Source organism: Paraburkholderia sp. BR10141, from assembly GCF_056155635.1.
Window position 1 is genome coordinate 84,673 of record NZ_JBMIQH010000003.1, and the last position, 17,537, is coordinate 102,209.

Genomic DNA, 17,537 nt, shown 5'->3' on the forward strand with positions numbered 1-17,537 from the left:
TAGTCTGGGTAGGGCTCTCACCGCCGTCTCCTCAAGTTGAAAAACTATGCGCACGCCAGCGCGAAGTTCCACGTCCGCTTCGGGTTCCGCCTCAATTCAAGTATAGTCAGCGGCTACCAGGGCGAATTTCGGCTTCTTTCATTTCGCACTCGCGAACTCGCCCGTTTAGTCAAGCATTCTCAATCAATAAAACGGCGGGTAGTACCAGGCAGGAAGTTCCGATGGGGCCAGTGGCGGATGACCGCTGTCTGCCGCTTTCCCGAAGCGCCGCAAGCACCGTCCAGCCGATTTCTTCCGATTATTTTTACTCCGCGTGCGCGCCGCCCCAACGCCCGCCAGCCGGTCGCGCTGCGCCGCAGCAAGGGCCTGGCGTGCGCGTCTATCTCGAGTTTCTTTCCGAAAGCGCAGCGCTGACCGTCTTGTCGCAAACCGTCGCTCCGAAATTTACCTAATCGACTTGCACGGCCAGTGTTGAATATCGTGTGTCGATTGACTGGCCGATTTTGCTGCAATACGGTTGCTCAAACGTTGTCTCGCCGCCGCCATCAATCACAGGAGCCAGCATGCCGACCCGTACCCCGTCCGCCCTGTGGGCACAGCAATTCCGACGGTCATCGGAGTCGAAGACAAGTCTGCAGCACCAGATCCGCGAGATGCTGGTGGCCTCCATCCTCGACGGGCAACTGCCGCCGGACTCCGCCTTGCCTTCGAGCCGCGAGCTGGCCGAGCAGCTCGGCGTGGCGCGCAACACTGTGGTGCTCGCCTACCAGATGCTCGTGGAGGAAGGCTATCTCGTGTCGCGCGAACGCAGCGGCCACTTCGTCAACCCCGAGATGCTGGAGGGCCTGCACGGCGTAACCGTGCAACAGCGCGTGCAACAACGAGTGCAGCAGCCCGACGTCGTCGAGCCCCATGACGCCGGCTTGCGTGCCCCACCCTCATGGAATTCGCGCATCGTGCGCCCGCCCTCCGCCCAGCGCAACATCGTCAAACCCGCCAATTGGCAGAACTACGCATATCCCTTCATCTACGGGCAGTTCGATCAATCGCTCTTTCCGACCAACGACTGGCGCGAGTGCTGCCTGAAAGCGCTCTCGATTATGGAGATCCGCAACTGGGCGCCCGACCTGATCGAACGCGATGACGAGTCGCTGATCCAGCAGATCCGCACGCGTGTGCTGCCGCGGCGCGGCGTGTTCGCCATGCCCGAGGAGATCATCATCACGAACGGCTGCCAGCAGGCGCTCTATCTCGTCGCCGACCTGCTCTGCGGCAAGAACACGACGGTCGGCTTCGAGAATCCGGGATATCCCGATGCACGCAATATTTTCGTGAATCGCAACGCGCAACTGCTCGAATTGCCGATCGACGGCGAAGGGATCGACCCGGTGCGCCTGCGCGACTCGCTCGCCCGTTGCGATTACGTGTTCGTCACGCCGAGCCATCAGTGCCCCACCACGGCCACCATGCCCGTCGCGCGCCGTCAGGCGCTGCTCGAACTCGCCCAGCAGCACGACTTCGTGATCATCGAAGACGACTACGAGAGCGAGAACACGTTTTCCGGCACGCCGCATCCCGCCTTGAAGAGCCTCGACACGGCCGATCGCGTGATCTATGTGGGTAGCCTTTCGAAGACGTTCGCCCCGGGCCTGCGTCTCGGTTACGTGGTCGGCCCGCAGGAACTCGTGCGCGAGTTGCGCGCGCTGCGCCGCCTCATGGTCCGCCACCCGGTGGCCTATATCCAGCGCGCGTTCGCGACGTTCCTCGCGCTCGGACACCACGACGCGCTCCTGCGCCGGCTCGCGCATGCCTACAAGGAGCGCGCCCGCGCGTTGATGGCGGCGCTCGACACCCATCTGCCCGAGGTGCGATACGTGCCGATCGGCGGTGGTGCCTCGTGCTGGGTCCAGGGGCCGGCGTGGCTGGACTCCGCACGCCTTGCCGACGATGCGCGCGAGGCCGGCATCCTGATCGAGCCCGGCGGCGTGTTCTTCGCCGACGAGGCCGAACACAGCCCATGGTTCCGTATGGGCTTCTCCGCCATCAAGCTCGAGAAAATCGAACCCGGCGTGCGCGCGCTCGCCGAGGTTGTGCGCAAGCAGCGGCCCGCTTGAGTCTCTCAGGAAGTCTCCGGGCGCTGGCCCAGGCGAAAGCTCCGCACTGGTGCTACCGCCCTCGCCTCGCAAACCCTAACGTGTCGCTATACCGTGCCGCGCGCGAGTCCTCGCGCACCGAACGGCACCAGCTTTTCCACTGGAGACACGTATGGCAGACACGCTCAGCGCCCAACCCGCCGTCACGGCCGACACGCTCGCCGCCTTTTCCGATGCCTTCAACCGTCATGACGCCGACGCGCTGATGCGGTTCATGACCGAAGACTGCGTGTTCGATGCGGCCGGCGGTCCCGAAGTGTATGGCACCCGCTTCGTCGGGCGTGAGGCGGTGCGCGCTGCTTTCGAAGCGGTCTTCCGCACGTTCCCCGACGCCCATTGGGGCAAGGGCCGCCACTACGTCGCGGGCCAACGCGGCGTATCCGAATGGCTGTTCAGTGGCACGCATGCGGAAGGCTGGCGGATCGAGGCCGAAGGCTGCGATCTCTTCGAGTTCCGCGACGGCCTGATCGCCGTGAAGCGCGCGTTCCGCAAGGAACGGCCGAAGCAGTCCGCCTGACCCGCGTACAGCGGCGCAGCGGTCGCCAGTGTTTTGAAACGAATCGTTCCATTCCATTTCAGATTCACCCCTCAAGGACGGAATCCCTTGACCCTCATCGGGCGCCGAATAGCATTCAAACCACGGCATTCCGTCAAACGATAACCCGGAGACAGTTGATGAGCGAAAAGACCCCTACCCAGACGGCCAGCGGCCCGCAGGACATGACCCCGTCCGAGGCCTTTGTCGAAACCCTCGCGGCCAACGGCGTGACCGACATGTTCGGCATCATGGGCTCCGCGTTCATGGATGCGATGGACATCTTCGCGCCCGCCGGCATTCGCCTCATTCCTGTGGTTCACGAGCAGGGTGCGGCGCACATGGCCGACGGCTACTCGCGCGTATCGGGCCGCCACGGCGTCGTGATCGGCCAGAACGGTCCCGGCATCAGCAACTGCGTAACGGCCATCGCGGCGGCTTACTGGGCCCACAGCCCGGTCGTGATCGTCACGCCCGAGGCAGGCACGATGGGCATCGGCCTCGGCGGCTTCCAGGAAGCGAATCAGTTGCCGATGTTCCAGGAGTTCACGAAGTACCAGGGCCACGTGACGAACCCCGCGCGCATGGCCGAGTACACCGCGCGCTGCTTCGACCGCGCCATGTCCGAAATGGGCCCGACCCAGCTGAATATTCCGCGCGACTACTTCTACGGCAAGATCAAGGCCGAGATTCCGCAGCCGCGCCGGCTCGACCGCGGCCCCGGCGGCGACGAAAGCCTCAACGAAGCGGCGGATCTGATCGCGGCCGCGAAGTTCCCCGTCATCATCTCGGGCGGCGGCGTCGTGATGGGCGATGCAATCGAGGAGTGCAAGGCGCTCGCCGAACGGCTCGGTGCGCCCGTCGTGAACAGCTACTTGCACAACGACTCGTTCCCGGCGAATCATCCGCTCTGGTGCGGCCCGCTCGGCTACCAGGGATCGAAGGCCGCGATGAAGCTGATCTCGCGCGCGGACGTCGTGATTGCGCTGGGCTCGCGCCTCGGACCGTTCGGCACGCTGCCGCAACATGGTATGGACTACTGGCCAAAAGACGCGAAGATCATCCAGATCGACGCCGATCACAAGATGCTCGGCCTCGTGAAGAAGATTTCGGTGGGCATTTGCGGCGACGCGAAGGCTTCGGCGCAGGCGCTGACCGAGCGCCTCGCGAATCGCACCCTCGCGAGCGACGCCAACCGCGCCGAGCGCGCCGACCAGATCGCCACCGAAAAGGCCGCGTGGGAAAAGGAACTCGACTCGTGGACGCACGAGCGCGACGCCTACAGCCTCGACATGATCGAAGAGCAGAAGCACGAGCGCACGCCGACAGGCGGCGAGTATCTGCATCCGCGCCAGGTGCTGCGCGAACTCGAGAAGGCGATGCCCGAGGACGTCATGGTGTCGACCGACATCGGCAACATCAACTCCGTCGCGAACAGCTATCTGCGCTTCAACAAGCCGCGCAGCCTGTTCGCCGCGATGAGCTGGGGCAACTGCGGCTATGCGTTCCCGACCATCATCGGCGCGAAGGTGGCCGCGCCCCATCGCCCCGCGATCTCGTATGCGGGCGACGGCGCCTGGGGCATGAGCCTGATGGAAACGCTCACCTGCGTGCGCCACAACATTCCGGTGACGGCCGTTGTGTTCCATAACCGCCAATGGGGCGCCGAGAAGAAGAACCAGGTGGACTTCTACGATCGCCGCTTCGTGGCGGGCGAGCTGGACAGCCCGAGCTTCGCCGGCATTGCGAAGGCGATGGGCGCGGAAGGCATCGTGGTGGACAAGCTCGAGGACGTGGGCCCGGCGCTCAAGCGCGCGATCGATCTGCAGATGAACCAGGGCAAGACGACCATCGTCGAGATCATGTGCACGCGCGAACTCGGCGATCCGTTCCGCCGCGACGCGCTCTCTAAGCCCGTGCGCCTGCTCGACAAGTACAAGGACTTCGTCTGAAGGGCCAGCCGCAGCCCGCGCGCGCCTTACGTTGCAAGCAGGTGCGCGCGGGCTGCCTCCGATCGCCGGCCGCAGGCGGAGCATCCGCTTGTGGCCGGTTTTCGTCTGGACACGCCAGTTGCTGGCGTGAGTCCGTCCGTTTGTGCGTCCATGAGCCCATGACACCATGAAAGCCCTGAACCGTATCGTCGAAAGTGCCCGCCTCGTGCCCATGCGCATCGTGCTGTGCGAAGCCGATGACCCACGCGTGGTCGCCGCCGCGGCGCGCGCGCACCAGGAGGGCATCGCGCGCATCATGCTCGTCGGCGACCCGGGCGCGATTCGCGCGGCCGCCGCGCGTGAGTCAGTCGAGCTCGGCGAGATCGCGCTGGTCGATCCGCAAAAGAGCCCATGGCGCGCGGCCTTCGCCGACGAACTGGTCGCGCTGCGCGGTGCCAAGGGCATGACGCCCGCGCTCGCGTGGGACGAGGCCGCGAAGCCGCTCGTCTTCGCCAACCTGATGGTGCGTCTCGGCCACGCGGACGGTTCGGTGGCGGGCGCCGTTCACACGAGCGCCGACGTGGTGCGCGCGGCCATCCAGCTGATCGGCGTCGAGCCGTCGTTCAAGCTCGTCTCGAGCTTCTTCCTGATGATGCTGTGCGAGCCGTTTCATCGCTACAAAGGCGGCCTGATCTTCTCTGACTGCGCGCTCGTGGTGGACCCCGACGCCGCACAGCTCGCCGAGATCGCCATGGCCGCCGCGGACAGCGCGCGCAGCCTGCTGATGGAAGAGCCGCGCGTCGCGATGCTGTCGTTCTCGACGAGCGGCAGCGCCCACCATGCGAACGTGGACAAGGTGATCGAGGCGACGCGGCGCGTGCACGAGCAGCGCCCCGCCCTTTGCGTGGACGGCGACGTGCAGCTCGACGCGGCGCTCGTGGCGGAGATCGCCGAGCGCAAGATCGAGCACTCGCAGTGCGGCGGCCACGCGAACGTGCTGGTCTTCCCGAATCTCGATGCGGGCAATATCGGCTACAAGCTCGCCGAGCGTCTTGGCGGCGCAAAGGCCATCGGCCCGCTGATGCAGGGCCTGAACCGGCCTGCCAACGATCTTTCTCGCGGCTGCTGCCCCGAGGATATCTATTACGTGATCGCCACCACCGCGGTCCAGGCGCAGACGGCCCGCCAACGCGACGTCACTCACTCGAAGGAACCCCACGCAGCATGACGCATGAGAAGGTCCTGGTGCTGATCGCCGTCATCGGCGCAGCCAGTTATTTTCAGACGATCACAGGCTTCGGCCTTAGCATGATCGTCATGGGCGCCACGAGCGGCTTCAGCCTCGCGCCGCTCGCAAGCATCGCCACCCTGCTGAGCCTCGTTACGCTCGCGAACAGCGCGACCGCACTGCCCGGCAAGCTCCACCATATCGACTGGCGGGCCGTGGGCGCCGCGACGCTCGGCGTGCTGCCTTCGGTCGTAGTGGGCGTGATGGTGCTCGACTACCTGAGCGCCTCGGCCTCCGGCATGCTGCAATTGCTGCTCGGCGCCGTCGTGCTGTATGGCGGTTTGAGCGCCGCGCTGCGGCCCGTGCCGCTCGCCCAACGCTCGGGGAACCGCAGCTTTTTCGTGAGCGGCGTATTCGGCGGCCTGCTGAGCGGCATGTTCGGCGTGTCCGGGCCGCCGCTCATCTTCCAGTTCTATCGCCAGCCGCTCAAGCTGATCGAGATTCGTTGCGCGTTGATCCGGCTCTTCACGGTGACGTCGCTTGTACGTGTGATGTTCAGCGCCTGGGAGGGCGAGCTTCCCGCTTCGATCTGCATCGAGGCCGCGCTCGCCGCGCCGGTCGTGATGCTGATGACGCTCGCGGCGCGCCACTACCCGCCGCCGCTGTCTTCCCTCGCGATGCGCAGGCTGGCGTTCGGCGTGCTGATGATCATTGGCGCTTCGCTCGTGCTATGTGCGATGAAGGAACTGTTGGTTTGATGTGAGCTGCGGATGACCCGCGCAGGAATCGACACCTGTGCACAGGGTGCCTCCATCGCACTAACGCGGCGCACCGATCCATTGCGCGAGAGCGACCAGCCGCTTCTTGTCCAGAGGCTCAGCGGAGTCGAGCGCAACGCAATGTCGGTAGTAAGGACTGAGGTCCAGCCCGACACCGAGCCCGATCACGTCGACGTCGCGCATTGCCTCGTGGCGCGCGACCACCTCCTTCAGGTGATTGTCGAGATAGAACGCGTCGTTCGTCTGCGCCGTGGCCGTGTCCATCGGGCTGCCGTCCGAAATCACGACGAGAATGCGCCGCGCCTCGGCGCGGCCCGCGAGCCGCGCGCATGCCCATTCGACGGCCTCCCCGTCCACGCCCTCGCGAAACAGGTCCGCCTTGAGCAGCGCGGCGATGGCCGGGCGAGCGCGCCGCCAGCTCTCGTCGGCGGACTTGAACACCATGTGGCAGGTCTCGTTCAGGCGCCCCGGATGCGGTGGCCGCCCGCCCGCGAGCCAGTCCGCACGCGCACGGCCGCCGTTCCAGGCGAGCGTCGTGAAGCCGAGCACTTCGGTCGCGATTCCCGCCTGCTCGCATGCACGGGCGAGCAGATCGACCATCATCGCGACGGGCTCGATATGCGCCTTCATCGAGCCCGAACAATCGATCAGGAAGCCCACTACGCAATCGCTGCGCGGCTCGAATCGCTCGCGCCTGAACACGCGGCGCTCTGCGGGCGAGCTGACGACCTGCGCGAGGCGTCTGCCGTCGATGCGGCCGTCCTCTTCGCCGAAAAGCCAGCCATCGCGCTGCGGCACCGCAATCGCCGTCTGCAGCGCGCGCGCCAGGCGCGCAACGTTGATGCCGCACGCGGCGATGCGCTCATCGAGCCGCTCGCGATACTCGCGCAGCAGCGCTTCGCGCACGCGCGTGGCGGGCCGGATCTCGCGGTCGTACTGCGTCGTGTATGCGCGATAGCCATTCGCCGCTTCGGCCAGCACGCGGCTCACGCCGGTCGGCGCGAGTGCGGGCAGCTCGACACTCGTTTCGTCGAAGTCGACCCACAGCGAGAACGACGTCAAGGCGTCGTCGGGTGCGCGCGCTTCCTCGGCGTCGTCCCCTGCATTTGCCGCGCGCGCATCGTCGAGCATCATCGCGACGCGGCGCGCCAGCTCGCGCGCATGCTCCGCATAGGCGCGTTGATCTGCGCGAGTCGCACGCAGCCCCGCAAGCTGCACGCCGATTGCAGGCACGATGCCGGCGCGCGTCGCTTCGATCAGATCCTCGGTCTCGTCGAGCACGGGCCAGCCGCTCACGCGCGACCAGACGATCTGCGCCACCGTATAGAGCAGGATGCCGAGATGGCCTTCGGTCAAGCCCGCCCGGCAATACGCGCGCGACCACGTTTCGAAGCGGTGCCGCAGATTGTGCGCGAGTCCCGGCATGCCGGGCGGCAATTGCGCCTCACAGCGCACTTGCTCGAACAGATCGAACAGCAGACGCTCGGTCGGCGCCTCGGGAGCCAGCAGGCGGTGCAAAGCCGCGTCGGAATGGCGAAGCCGTTGCGCGGCCGCGTCCGCGGCACCGCGCAGCGAGGCGAACTCGTCCTCGTAGACGTTGCTGCGCAGATGCGGCGCATAGAACGGAAAGGGCCGAGACTCGCGGCAAAGCAGGCCGCCGCGATAGTGAAGCGCGGCGTCGCCGGTGAGCGCGCGCACGGCGGCCGCGCATAGCGACTCGCGCCGCAGCGCGGTGCGCACAGCCTCGGGTGTGGGCGTGGTTCTCACGCGCGCGGCTCCCGCGGTTCGCCGCCCTCCCCGCCCTTCGCTGTGGACGCTGGGTCCAGCTCGACGCCAAAGCAGCGCTGGTAATACTCGGCGACGATCGGCCGCTCCGCCTCGTCGCACTTGTTCAGGAACGTGAGCCGGAACGCCAGCGCGGGATCGCGGAAAATCTGGCAGTTTTCGGCCCAGTCGATCACGGTGCGCGGCGACATCAGCGTGGAGAGATCGCCGGTCGCGAAACCTTTGCGCGTCATTGCCGCCATGCTGATCATCGAATCGACGAGTTGGCGGCCCGCGTCGTCGGTCATCTCCGGCACGCGGGCGAGCACGATGCCGGCCTCTTCCTCGCGCGGCAGGTAGTTGAGCGTGGCGACCACGTTCCAGCGGTCCATCTGCGCGTGATTCAGCATTTGCGTGCCGTGATACAGGCCGTTGAGATTGCCGAGGCCGATCGTATTGGTGGTCGCGAAAAGGCGGAAGTGGGCGTGCGGGCGGATCACGCGATTCTGGTCGAGCAGCGTGAAGCTGCCGTCGCGCTCGAGAATGCGCTGGATCACGAACATCACGTCGGGGCGCCCCGCATCGTATTCGTCGAAGATCAGCGCGACCGGACGCTGCAGCGCCCACGGCACGATGCCTTCCTGGAACTCCGTGACCTGGCGGCCGTCGCGCACCACGATCGCGTCCTTGCCGACGAGATCGAGCCGGCTGATATGGCCGTCGAGATTCACGCGCACGCAGGGCCAGTTCAGGCGCGCGGCGACCTGTTCGATATGCGTGGACTTGCCCGTGCCGTGGAGCCCCTGCACCATCACCCGCCGGTTGCGCGTAAAGCCGGCGAGTATCGCGAGCGTGACTTCGGGGTTGAAGCGATAGGCCTCATCGACGTCCGGCACGTGGGCGTCGCGCTCGCCTCCGAAGGCCGGCACCCTGAGATTCGAATCGAAGCCGAAGCGTTCGCGCACCGACACCAGGCGGTCCGGGCCCTCCATCGCGCGTTCCGTGGTCATCGCGTTCTCCTTGTCACGTTCATGACTGCATGCAGGCTGCGGATTCATTTGCCGTAGCGGCCCGCGCCCGTCCCGGTTGCGGCGGGCGGCCACGTCGCGAAGGAAGGCGCGTACTCGCGGGCACGCTCGCGGATGCGCGCGCGGCGCTGCAACCATGCATAGGTGAGGAGCAGCACGGCGAGGCTCGCCACGCCAAGCCAGAGCGGCTTGCGCTGCTCGGGGATGAACGCCATCGCGACGAGAATGCCCACCATGCCGGCAATCGCCACCCACGTGAGGTAGGGGAAGCACCACATCTTCACGCGCAGTTCGCCAACGGCTGCCTGATCGAGGCGCTTGCGCAGGCGCAGTTGCGACAGGGCGATCAGCAGATAGACGAAGATCGCGACCGTGCCATACGAGTTGACGAGGAACGCGAACACCGTATCCGGCGACACGTACGACATCACGACCGACACATAGCCGAACACGGTGCCAAGCAGGATCGCGCGCACCGGCACGCCACGACGGTTGACTTTCGCGAGCGCCGCTGGTGCGTCGCCGTGACGGGTCAGCGCGAACAGCATGCGCGAGGCCGCATAAAGCCCCGAATTGAGCGCCGAAAGCACGGCGGTCAGCACGATCGCGTTCATGATGTTCGCGGCGGCGGGCAAGCCCATCACCTGGAGCGCGCTCACATAGGGCGTCGACATGGCCGGCGAATTCCACGGCACGAGCGCGACCACGAGCAGCACGGAACCCACGTAGAACACGAGCACGCGCGTGATGACCGAGTTCGTGGCCTTCGCGACGGCCCTGGCGGGCTCGCGCGCCTCGGCCGCCGCGATCGTGACGATCTCCGCGCCGAAGTAAAAGCCCGTTGCCGCGACGGCACCGCTCAACACCGGCCCGATGCCCTTCGGCATGAGGCCGCCATGGCCGAACAGCGTCGGCAATACGGCAGTCGTATGCAGCGACGATGGCCACAATCCAAGGACATAGAGGCCGCCGAGAAAGAGGAAAACGATGATCGCCGCGACCTTGATCGAGGAGAACCAGAATTCGAATTCGCCGTAGCTGCCCACCGAGATCAGGTTCGTTGCGCTCAGGAGCACGAGCAATACGAGGCTGATGAGCCACGCGGGCGCGTCGGGTAGCCAGAACTGGACGAGCTTGGCGCCTGCCACCGCCTCGACGGCGACCACGATGACCCAGAAGTACCAGTACATCCAGCCGGTGAGGAAGCCGGCCAGCTTGCCCGGTCCGCGCCAGGTGGCGAAGGCGAGGCGTGCATATTCGTAGAACGAACCGACTGCGGGCATGGCGCAGGCCATTTCGCCGAGCATGCGCATGACTAGCACGACGAGGCCGCCGGTGATGAGGAAGGAGAGCACGGCGGCGGGGCCGGTTTGCTGGATCACGACGCCGCTGCCGACAAAGAGGCCGGCGCCTATCACGCCGCCTAGCGCGATCATCGTCATGTGGCGCTGCTTTAGGCCGCACTTCAGTTCCTGGTTTTCCTTCGGGGGTTGCATGTCACCTCCACAGATATCGGATTCGGTTTTCGGCGCGCCTTTTTGGGTGGCGCTTTTTTTTTGTTTTGGGTTTTGTGGGTTTTCTTGTTTTCGCGTCGGTCTGCCTGGGTTGCCCCTGTGCGGGGCGGCACCTACTTTCTTTGCGGCGGCAAAGAAAGCCGCTCAAACCGCCAATGCCTGCCACAGTTCACATCTCGCCATAAATGGTAAATGGCTCCGGAGCGTCTGTCGCCTCGCACCTTCAATGTCAGTGACAAGGCGCTCATTCATCCCGCTGCTCGCTTCGCGCGCTGCGGTTGGGTCTGCAAGGGAAACCGGGGGGCATGAATGTGCATTCGCGAAAACTCGTGCCCCGTTGGTGTTTGGTTATGCCCTTCGGCGCGCGGAGCGCCGCCGGAAGGATGAGCGCCTTGTCACTCCGTTTGGGGGCGAGAGGTGACAGACGCTCCGGAGCCATTCACCATGTACGTCGAGATGTGAACTGTGGCAGGCGCTGGCGGTGTGAGCGGCTTTCTTTGCCTACTTTCTTTGCCGCCGCAAAGAAAGTAGGTGCCGCCCCGCACAGGGGCAACGCATGCAGACCGACGCGAACACAAGAAAGCCCAAAACCCAAAACCCAAACCTCAAGTCTTCTCATCCCGCCTGAAATACTGCAAATAAAGCATCCTCTGCCCGATCCGCCGGAACGGCGCAAACGGATGCCCAGGCAACGGCGTAGTAAAAATCGGCAGCGTAAGCTGTCCACCCTTACCCGCGATACGCTCAGCAAGCCGCCTCCCCGCCTGCTGAGAATAAGACACGCCGTTACCCCCATAGCCAAGTGCGTAAAACACCGATTGCCGCGGATCGGGCTGACACACCCGAGGCATCATGTCATGGCTCACATCGACCCACCCCCACCACGAATAATCGATCTGCACGCCACGCAGCGCCGGAAACTTGCGCGCCATGCCTTCCTTGAGCAGATCGAGATGCCGCGGATTAGGCGCATCCTCACCGGTAATCGCGCTGCGGCTACCAATCTGCAATCGCCTATCGGGCAAGAACCGATAGTAAAAGCGCAACGTGCGCGTATCCGTAAGCACCTGAGTCGTCCGAAAGCCGCAAGCGGCAATCTCGGCTTCGGTAAGCGGACGCGTAACCATCGAGTTAGAGAGAATCGGCATGACCTTGCTGCGCAGCGTGGGATGCAGCGTCTGCGCCGTGTATGCACCAGTCGCAATGCCAACCGCCCGCGCCCGCACGATGCCGCCCGGCGTACGCAAGTGATGCACGCCGTTGATGGTCTCCCATCCCATCAACGGGCTGCTCGTGTGGACCTTCGCGCCAGCAGCGCGTGCGAGGCGCAGATAACCGAACGCCAGCTTCAGCGCGTGAATGCCGATCCCTTCGGGCTCGTGCAGCGCGCCGGCCGCCTCGTGGTCGTCGACGAACTCGCGGCGAAACGTCTGCGCGCTCAATAGCTCCGACGGGTAGCCGAATACGTCCTTCCAGACCTTCGCCTCGGCGGCGAGCTTCGCCATGATGCGCGGCCGGTGGGCGATCAGGAAGTGACCGCCCGGCTGCGGATCGCAGTCGATCTCGGCAACGAGCTCCTTGAAATGATCGAAGCCCTGCTGGATCTCGTCGTGCATTTTCAGGGCGATATCCTTGCCCCAGCGCTCGATCCATTGCGAACGCGAGAGGCGGCCCGAGGCGTTCTGCCCCTGTCCGCCATTGCGGCTGCTGCAGCCCCAGCTCGTGCGGTTCGCCTCCAGCACCACGGCCTTGATGCCATGCTCGCGTGCGAGGCAGAGCGCCGTGGCGAGCCCCGTGTAGCCCGCGCCGATGATCGCGACATCCACGTCGAGATCTTTCGTGACGGGCCCGTCGTCGGGCGGCGGGCTGCCCGCCGTCGCGACCCAGTAGGTCGGCGCGTAATCCTTGCCGACGCCAGGGCCCGGCGAGACGAGCGGATCGTACCTGGGGTCGTACTTCGTGGAGCCGCAATCGCTCGCGGCAAAGCCGGCGGCGGTGGGATCGACTGTGCTGTATCCCATGATCAATGCTCCACAGGCTTCGTGAAGACGCTTGCACGCTCCGCTGCGAGAGCGGTTCCTGCCGACTGCCTGTTCGTCATGCCTGTCTCCTTGCAAAGCTGTCGTCGTTCTTTGGCGCTCTGTTGGGAAAAATTCTAGGCAGACCAGAATTGCGCAGGTAGAGCCAGTGGACCGGTATCGCCTGGTACAGCGGCCTGATACGGCGCGGGAATCATTTGCATGACATATCGGGGTAATCCGCTACGTAACGCCGCGAACTTTGCGCTCATACTGAAAAAAGCCCGGAAACTCGAACAATTCGTTTCATTTCCATGCTCTTCAGGAGGAGACCGATGCGCGACACAGCGCGAGCGACGACGCAAACCCCACCGCAAATCAGGGCGCAAGACCACGCCCCCGCGCTGCGCGAAGAGACGTCGGCGGACGACGCCCGCGTGCTGCGCGCGCTCGTGGTGCTGGAGCAACTGGCGTCCGCGGGCCAGCCGTACACGCTTTCACAGTTGTCCGCGCGGCTGCACATTCCCAAGGCGACGCTGCTGCGGCTCATCGATTCGCTCGAGGCGCGCGGCTACGTGATCCATATGCCCGATTCGCGCGGGCACGACCGCAGCATCGCGCTGGGCCCGCGGGCGGCGCAGCTCGCGCTCGCCACGCTCGCCAACAACACCTTCACGCGTTCGTGCCGCGTGCTGCTGCGCACCCTCGTGGAATCGCTCGGCGAAACCTGCAATCTCACCGCGCTCGACGGCGACCGCGTGCTTTATATCGAGCGTGTCGAGACGACGGAGCCCTTGCGCATGGAGATGCGTCCGGGCATGCATGTTCCGCTGCACTGCACCGCGAGCGGCAAGCTCTTTCTCTCGCAGATGAGCGTGCTCGAGCGCAACGCGCTGCTCGAACGCCTCGTGCTGACGAAGATGACGCACCGCACCCTGACCGCCCCCAAGGCGCTCGCGGCCGAGCTTGAACAGCTCGCGGTGCGCGCCATCGGCATCGACAACGAAGAGTTCGTGCGCGGCATGGTGGCGATCGCGGTGCCCGTGCGCGACCCCGCCAGCAAACGCGTGCTCGCCGCGCTCGCCGTGCATGCCCCGACCGCGCGCGCGACCCTCGAGGAACTGCTGGAGTCGGTGGGCCGCATGAAGCAGACGGCGAGCCGGCTCGCGCCGCTGCTCCAGGGGCTCTCGCTCGCCTGAGCGGGCCCCGGCGCAGCGCCGCTTCGGCGGCAAAAGGTACGCGCAGCGCCGTGGCTTTCTGATTCCGTTTCGGCAGTTTCCGTTTCACTTTCGGCCCGTACGCACGATCGCCGCTTGCGGTCGGCATCCCCTTCCCCGACATTGATCCGAAAACGCGGCGCGTCATGCCGCCCCTGGATTTCGAGGAGACGGGATTCATGGACCATGAGGTCGACTACCTGATCGTCGGCGCCGGATCGGCCGGTTGCGTGCTTGCCCACCGGCTCAGTGCCGACGCGCGCAACGCCGTGCTGCTGCTCGAAGCGGGTGGCGAGGACAACAATCCGTGGATCCACGTGCCGGTCGGGTACTTCAAGACCATGCACAACCCCACGCTCGACTGGTGCTATCGCACCGAGCCGGACGAAGGCGTGGCCGGCCGGCAGATCGACTGGCCGCGTGGCAAGGTGCTTGGCGGATCCAGCTCGCTCAACGGCCTGCTCTACGTGCGTGGGCAGCGTGAGGACTACGATCGTTGGGCGGCGCTCGGCAATCGCGGCTGGAGTTATGCGGACGTTCTCCCGTATTTCAGGAAGTCCGAAGACCAGGAGCGCGGCGCGAACGCGTGGCACGGCGTAGGTGGACCGCTGAAAGTCTCCGACCTGCGCTTGCGCCGCCCCATCGCCGATCATTTCATCGCCGCCGCACAGGAAATCGGCATCCCGCTCAATCAGGACTACAACGGCGAGTTCCAGGAAGGGGTCGGCTACTTTCAGCAGACGGCCTATAACGGCTTTCGCTGGAGCACCGCGAAGGGCTTTCTCAAACCGGCACGCAAACGCAGCAATCTGATCGTGGAAACGCGGGCGCAGACGACCCGGATCCTGTTCGAAGGGCGCCGCGCGGTCGGCGTGGAGTATCTGCAGGACGGCGTGAAAAAGCGCGCACGGGCGCGTACCGAGGTCATTCTTGCTTCGGGTGCGATCGGTTCGCCGCAAATTCTTCAGCACTCCGGAGTGGGCCCTGCGCACGTCTTGCGCAATGCGGGCGTTGCCGTGCTGCACGATTTGCCGGGCGTCGGCCAGAACCTGCAGGACCATCTTCAAGTGCGGCTCGTGTTCCGCACGCGCGAACGCACGCTCAACGACGAGGTCAACCACCCGTTGCGCAAGGCATGGATCGGCTTGCAATACGCGCTCTGGCGCACCGGGCCGCTCACGCTGGCGGCCAGCCAGGTGGCGATCTTCACGCGATCGAGCCCTGCGGTCGAGCGCCCCGACATCCAGTTCCACATGCAGCCACTGAGTGCCGACAAGCCCGGCCAGGGCGCGCATCCCTTTTCGGCGTTCACTGCGTCCGTCTGCCAGTTGCGGCCCCATAGCCGCGGCAGCGTCGAAATCCGCTCCATCGACCCGCTCCAGTACCCCGCCATCCGCGCCAACTATCTGTCCGATCCGCGCGACCATCCCGTCGTGATCGGCGGCATTCGGGTGGCGCGCCGCATCGCCGCCGCACCGGCGCTTGCGCCGCACATCGTGTCCGAGTTCGTGCCCGGCGAGCGGTATCAAAGCGATGCCGAATTGCTCGATGCGGCGCGCCAGTTCAGCCAGTCCATCTATCACCCCGCGGGCACCTGCAAGATGGGCCGCGACGCGAGCGCGGTCGTCGACGAACGCCTGCGTGTGCATGGCGTCGCTGCGCTGCGCGTCGTCGATGCGTCGATCATGCCCGAGCTCGTCTCAGGCAACACCAACGCCCCCGTGATCATGATCGCGGAGAAAGCCGCCGACATGATTCTCGAGGACCACGCGAGCCTCACCGAGCCGCAACGGGAGCATGCCGAGGCCCACCCCGGAAGTCATCACATTCAGGGGCTCAGGCAAGTAGTCCATGCAGCACCGAAACGACACGCAGCAAACAAAGGATACCTGAAGAAAAAACCTGATTTTCAAGGGACCGCACCGCACCGGGTGCGCCCAAAAAGGAGACAGCCATGAACGCATTGCCCCGCACCGACGCCAGGCAGATGAGGCGCGTGGTCGTCGCGAGCCTGATCGGCGCGACCATCGAGTGGTACGACTTCTTCCTCTACGGCGTCGTCGCCGGCATCGTCTTCAACAAGCTCTATTTCCCGAGCGGCGATCCCCTCATCTCGACGATGCTCGCCTACGGCACCTTCGCGGTGGGCTTCCTGAGCCGTCCGCTCGGCGGCATCGTGTTCGGTCACTTCGGCGACCGGCTCGGCCGCAAAAGCATGCTGATCTTGACGCTGTCGATCATGGGCGTCGCCACCGTGTTGATCGGCACCGTGCCGACCTATGCGCAGATCGGCCTGTGGGCGCCCGCGCTGCTGCTCGTCCTGCGTGTGGCGCAGGGCCTGGGCCTTGGCGGCGAATGGGGCGGCGCCGTGCTGATGTCGTTCGAATACGCGCCCGAAGGCAAGCGCGGCCTCTATGCGAGCATTCCGCAGATCGGTCTCGCGATCGGGCTCTGCCTCGCGTCGGGCGTGGTCGCCCTGCTTTCGTCCGTGCTCAGCAATGCGCAGTTTCTCGCGTGGGGCTGGCGCGTGGCGTTCTTCCTTTCCTTCGCGCTCGTGGCGATCGGCATGTATATCCGCCTGCGTGTGCTGGAAACGCCGGAGTTCGAACGCGTGAAGCAACAGGGCGCCGAAGTCCGCGTGCCGATCGCCGAGGTGCTCAGCCGCTATCCCGGCAACGTACTCGCCGGCATGGGCGCACGCTTCATCGACGGTGTGTTCTTCAACGTCTTCGCCGTTTTCACGATCGCTTATCTCACGCAGACGCTCAAACTCTCGCGCACCGACGCCCTGCTCGCCGTGATGGCGGCCGCTTTCACGATGATCTTCACGATTCCGTTTTTTGGCCGCCTTTCGGACCGCGTCGGCAGGACGCGCATCTACTTCTGGGGCTCGCTCTTCACGGGCTTGTCGTCGTTCTTCGGCTTCTGGCTCATGAAGCACAGCGGCGGCTCGCCGGTGTTCGTGTGGATCGCCGTGATCATTCCGCTGGGCGTCATTTACGCTTCGGTCTACGGGCCCGAGGCGGCGCTCTTCGCGGAGCTGTTCGATGCCAACGTGCGCTACTCCGGCATCTCGTTCGTCTATCAGTTCTCCGGCATCTTCGCCAGCGGCATCAGCCCGATCATCGCGACCTGGCTCTTGCAGCGCAACGGCGGCGATCCGTGGCTCATCTGCCTCTACACGATGTTCGCGGGTCTCGTGAGCGCACTCTCGGCCGCCTGGGTGGGCCGCCGCCATCACACGCGGCATCTCGCCATCAGCGGGGTGCGGTGAAGAGGGGCCCTATCCTTGAGTCCAGGTTGAGTCCAGGCCGGCGCCGCCTCGTGCCGACGCCGCCCAGGCGCCGCGCCGATAGCTGAGATAATGAGA

At 65.4% G+C, this 17,537-nt stretch carries 11 protein-coding genes and 1 pseudogene; 8 read left to right on the plus strand and 4 right to left on the minus strand.

Annotated elements, in window-relative coordinates; all coding sequences use genetic code 11:
* The first annotated feature begins 563 nt into the window (after positions 1 to 563).
* From pdxR to ACOJB8_RS05170, 5 genes are all read left to right on the plus strand, one after another.
* Positions 564 to 2,114, plus strand: a complete 1,551-nt coding sequence (gene pdxR, locus ACOJB8_RS05150; protein ID WP_475011308.1) for a MocR-like pyridoxine biosynthesis transcription factor PdxR — start codon at positions 564 to 566, stop codon at positions 2,112 to 2,114.
* A 151-nt stretch (positions 2,115 to 2,265) separates the two neighbouring features.
* A complete protein-coding gene (locus tag ACOJB8_RS05155) occupies positions 2,266 to 2,670 on the plus strand; it encodes a nuclear transport factor 2 family protein (protein WP_342948028.1) in 405 nt (134 codons plus the stop codon).
* 158 nt (positions 2,671 to 2,828) lie between these two features.
* Positions 2,829 to 4,640, plus strand: coding sequence for a sulfoacetaldehyde acetyltransferase (gene xsc, locus ACOJB8_RS05160; RefSeq protein WP_069267250.1), 1,812 nt, complete (start codon positions 2,829 to 2,831; stop codon positions 4,638 to 4,640).
* Between the two features lie 166 nt (positions 4,641 to 4,806).
* Positions 4,807 to 5,847, plus strand: a complete 1,041-nt coding sequence (gene pta / locus ACOJB8_RS05165) for a phosphate acetyltransferase (protein ID WP_475011312.1) — start codon at positions 4,807 to 4,809, stop codon at positions 5,845 to 5,847.
* Positions 5,844 to 6,605: a TSUP family transporter gene (locus ACOJB8_RS05170; protein ID WP_475011313.1), complete on the plus strand. Its 762-nt coding sequence runs from the start codon at positions 5,844 to 5,846 to the stop codon at positions 6,603 to 6,605. Before pta ends, ACOJB8_RS05170 begins: the two co-directional genes overlap by 4 nt.
* 60 nt (positions 6,606 to 6,665) lie before the next feature.
* Here ACOJB8_RS05170 and ACOJB8_RS05175 read toward each other — a convergent pair whose 3' ends face one another.
* From ACOJB8_RS05175 to ACOJB8_RS05190, 4 genes are all read right to left on the minus strand, one after another.
* Entirely contained in the window at positions 6,666 to 8,393 is a 1,728-nt protein-coding gene (locus tag ACOJB8_RS05175) for a cobaltochelatase CobT-related protein (RefSeq protein ID WP_475011314.1), read from the minus strand.
* Complete coding sequence (locus tag ACOJB8_RS05180; protein ID WP_370684314.1) at positions 8,390 to 9,400, minus strand: AAA family ATPase; 1,011 nt, start codon at positions 9,398 to 9,400, stop codon at positions 8,390 to 8,392. The genes ACOJB8_RS05175 and ACOJB8_RS05180 overlap by 4 nt, the downstream gene beginning before the upstream one ends.
* A gap of 44 nt (positions 9,401 to 9,444) precedes the next feature.
* A complete protein-coding gene (locus tag ACOJB8_RS05185; RefSeq protein ID WP_475011316.1) occupies positions 9,445 to 10,914 on the minus strand; it encodes an amino acid permease in 1,470 nt (489 codons plus the stop codon).
* A 623-nt stretch (positions 10,915 to 11,537) separates the two neighbouring features.
* Positions 11,538 to 12,953 carry an NAD(P)/FAD-dependent oxidoreductase gene (locus ACOJB8_RS05190; RefSeq protein WP_475011317.1) on the minus strand — a complete coding sequence of 472 codons (1,416 nt, stop codon included), beginning with the start codon at positions 12,951 to 12,953 and terminating at the stop codon, positions 11,538 to 11,540.
* A gap of 332 nt (positions 12,954 to 13,285) precedes the next feature.
* Between ACOJB8_RS05190 and ACOJB8_RS05195 the strand changes: the two genes are divergently transcribed.
* The 3 genes and pseudogenes from ACOJB8_RS05195 to ACOJB8_RS05205 all read left to right on the plus strand — a co-directional run bounded on the left by ACOJB8_RS05195 (position 13,286) and on the right by ACOJB8_RS05205 (position 17,441).
* Complete coding sequence (locus tag ACOJB8_RS05195; RefSeq protein ID WP_368619735.1) at positions 13,286 to 14,149, plus strand: IclR family transcriptional regulator; 864 nt, start codon at positions 13,286 to 13,288, stop codon at positions 14,147 to 14,149.
* Positions 14,150 to 14,346: 197 nt separating this feature from the next.
* A pseudogene (locus ACOJB8_RS05200) lies at positions 14,347 to 15,937 on the plus strand (GMC family oxidoreductase); the annotation flags it as partial.
* Between the two features lie 184 nt (positions 15,938 to 16,121).
* Positions 16,122 to 17,441: an MFS transporter gene (locus tag ACOJB8_RS05205; protein ID WP_342948036.1), complete on the plus strand. Its 1,320-nt coding sequence runs from the start codon at positions 16,122 to 16,124 to the stop codon at positions 17,439 to 17,441.
* Positions 17,442 to 17,537 lie beyond the last annotated feature (96 nt).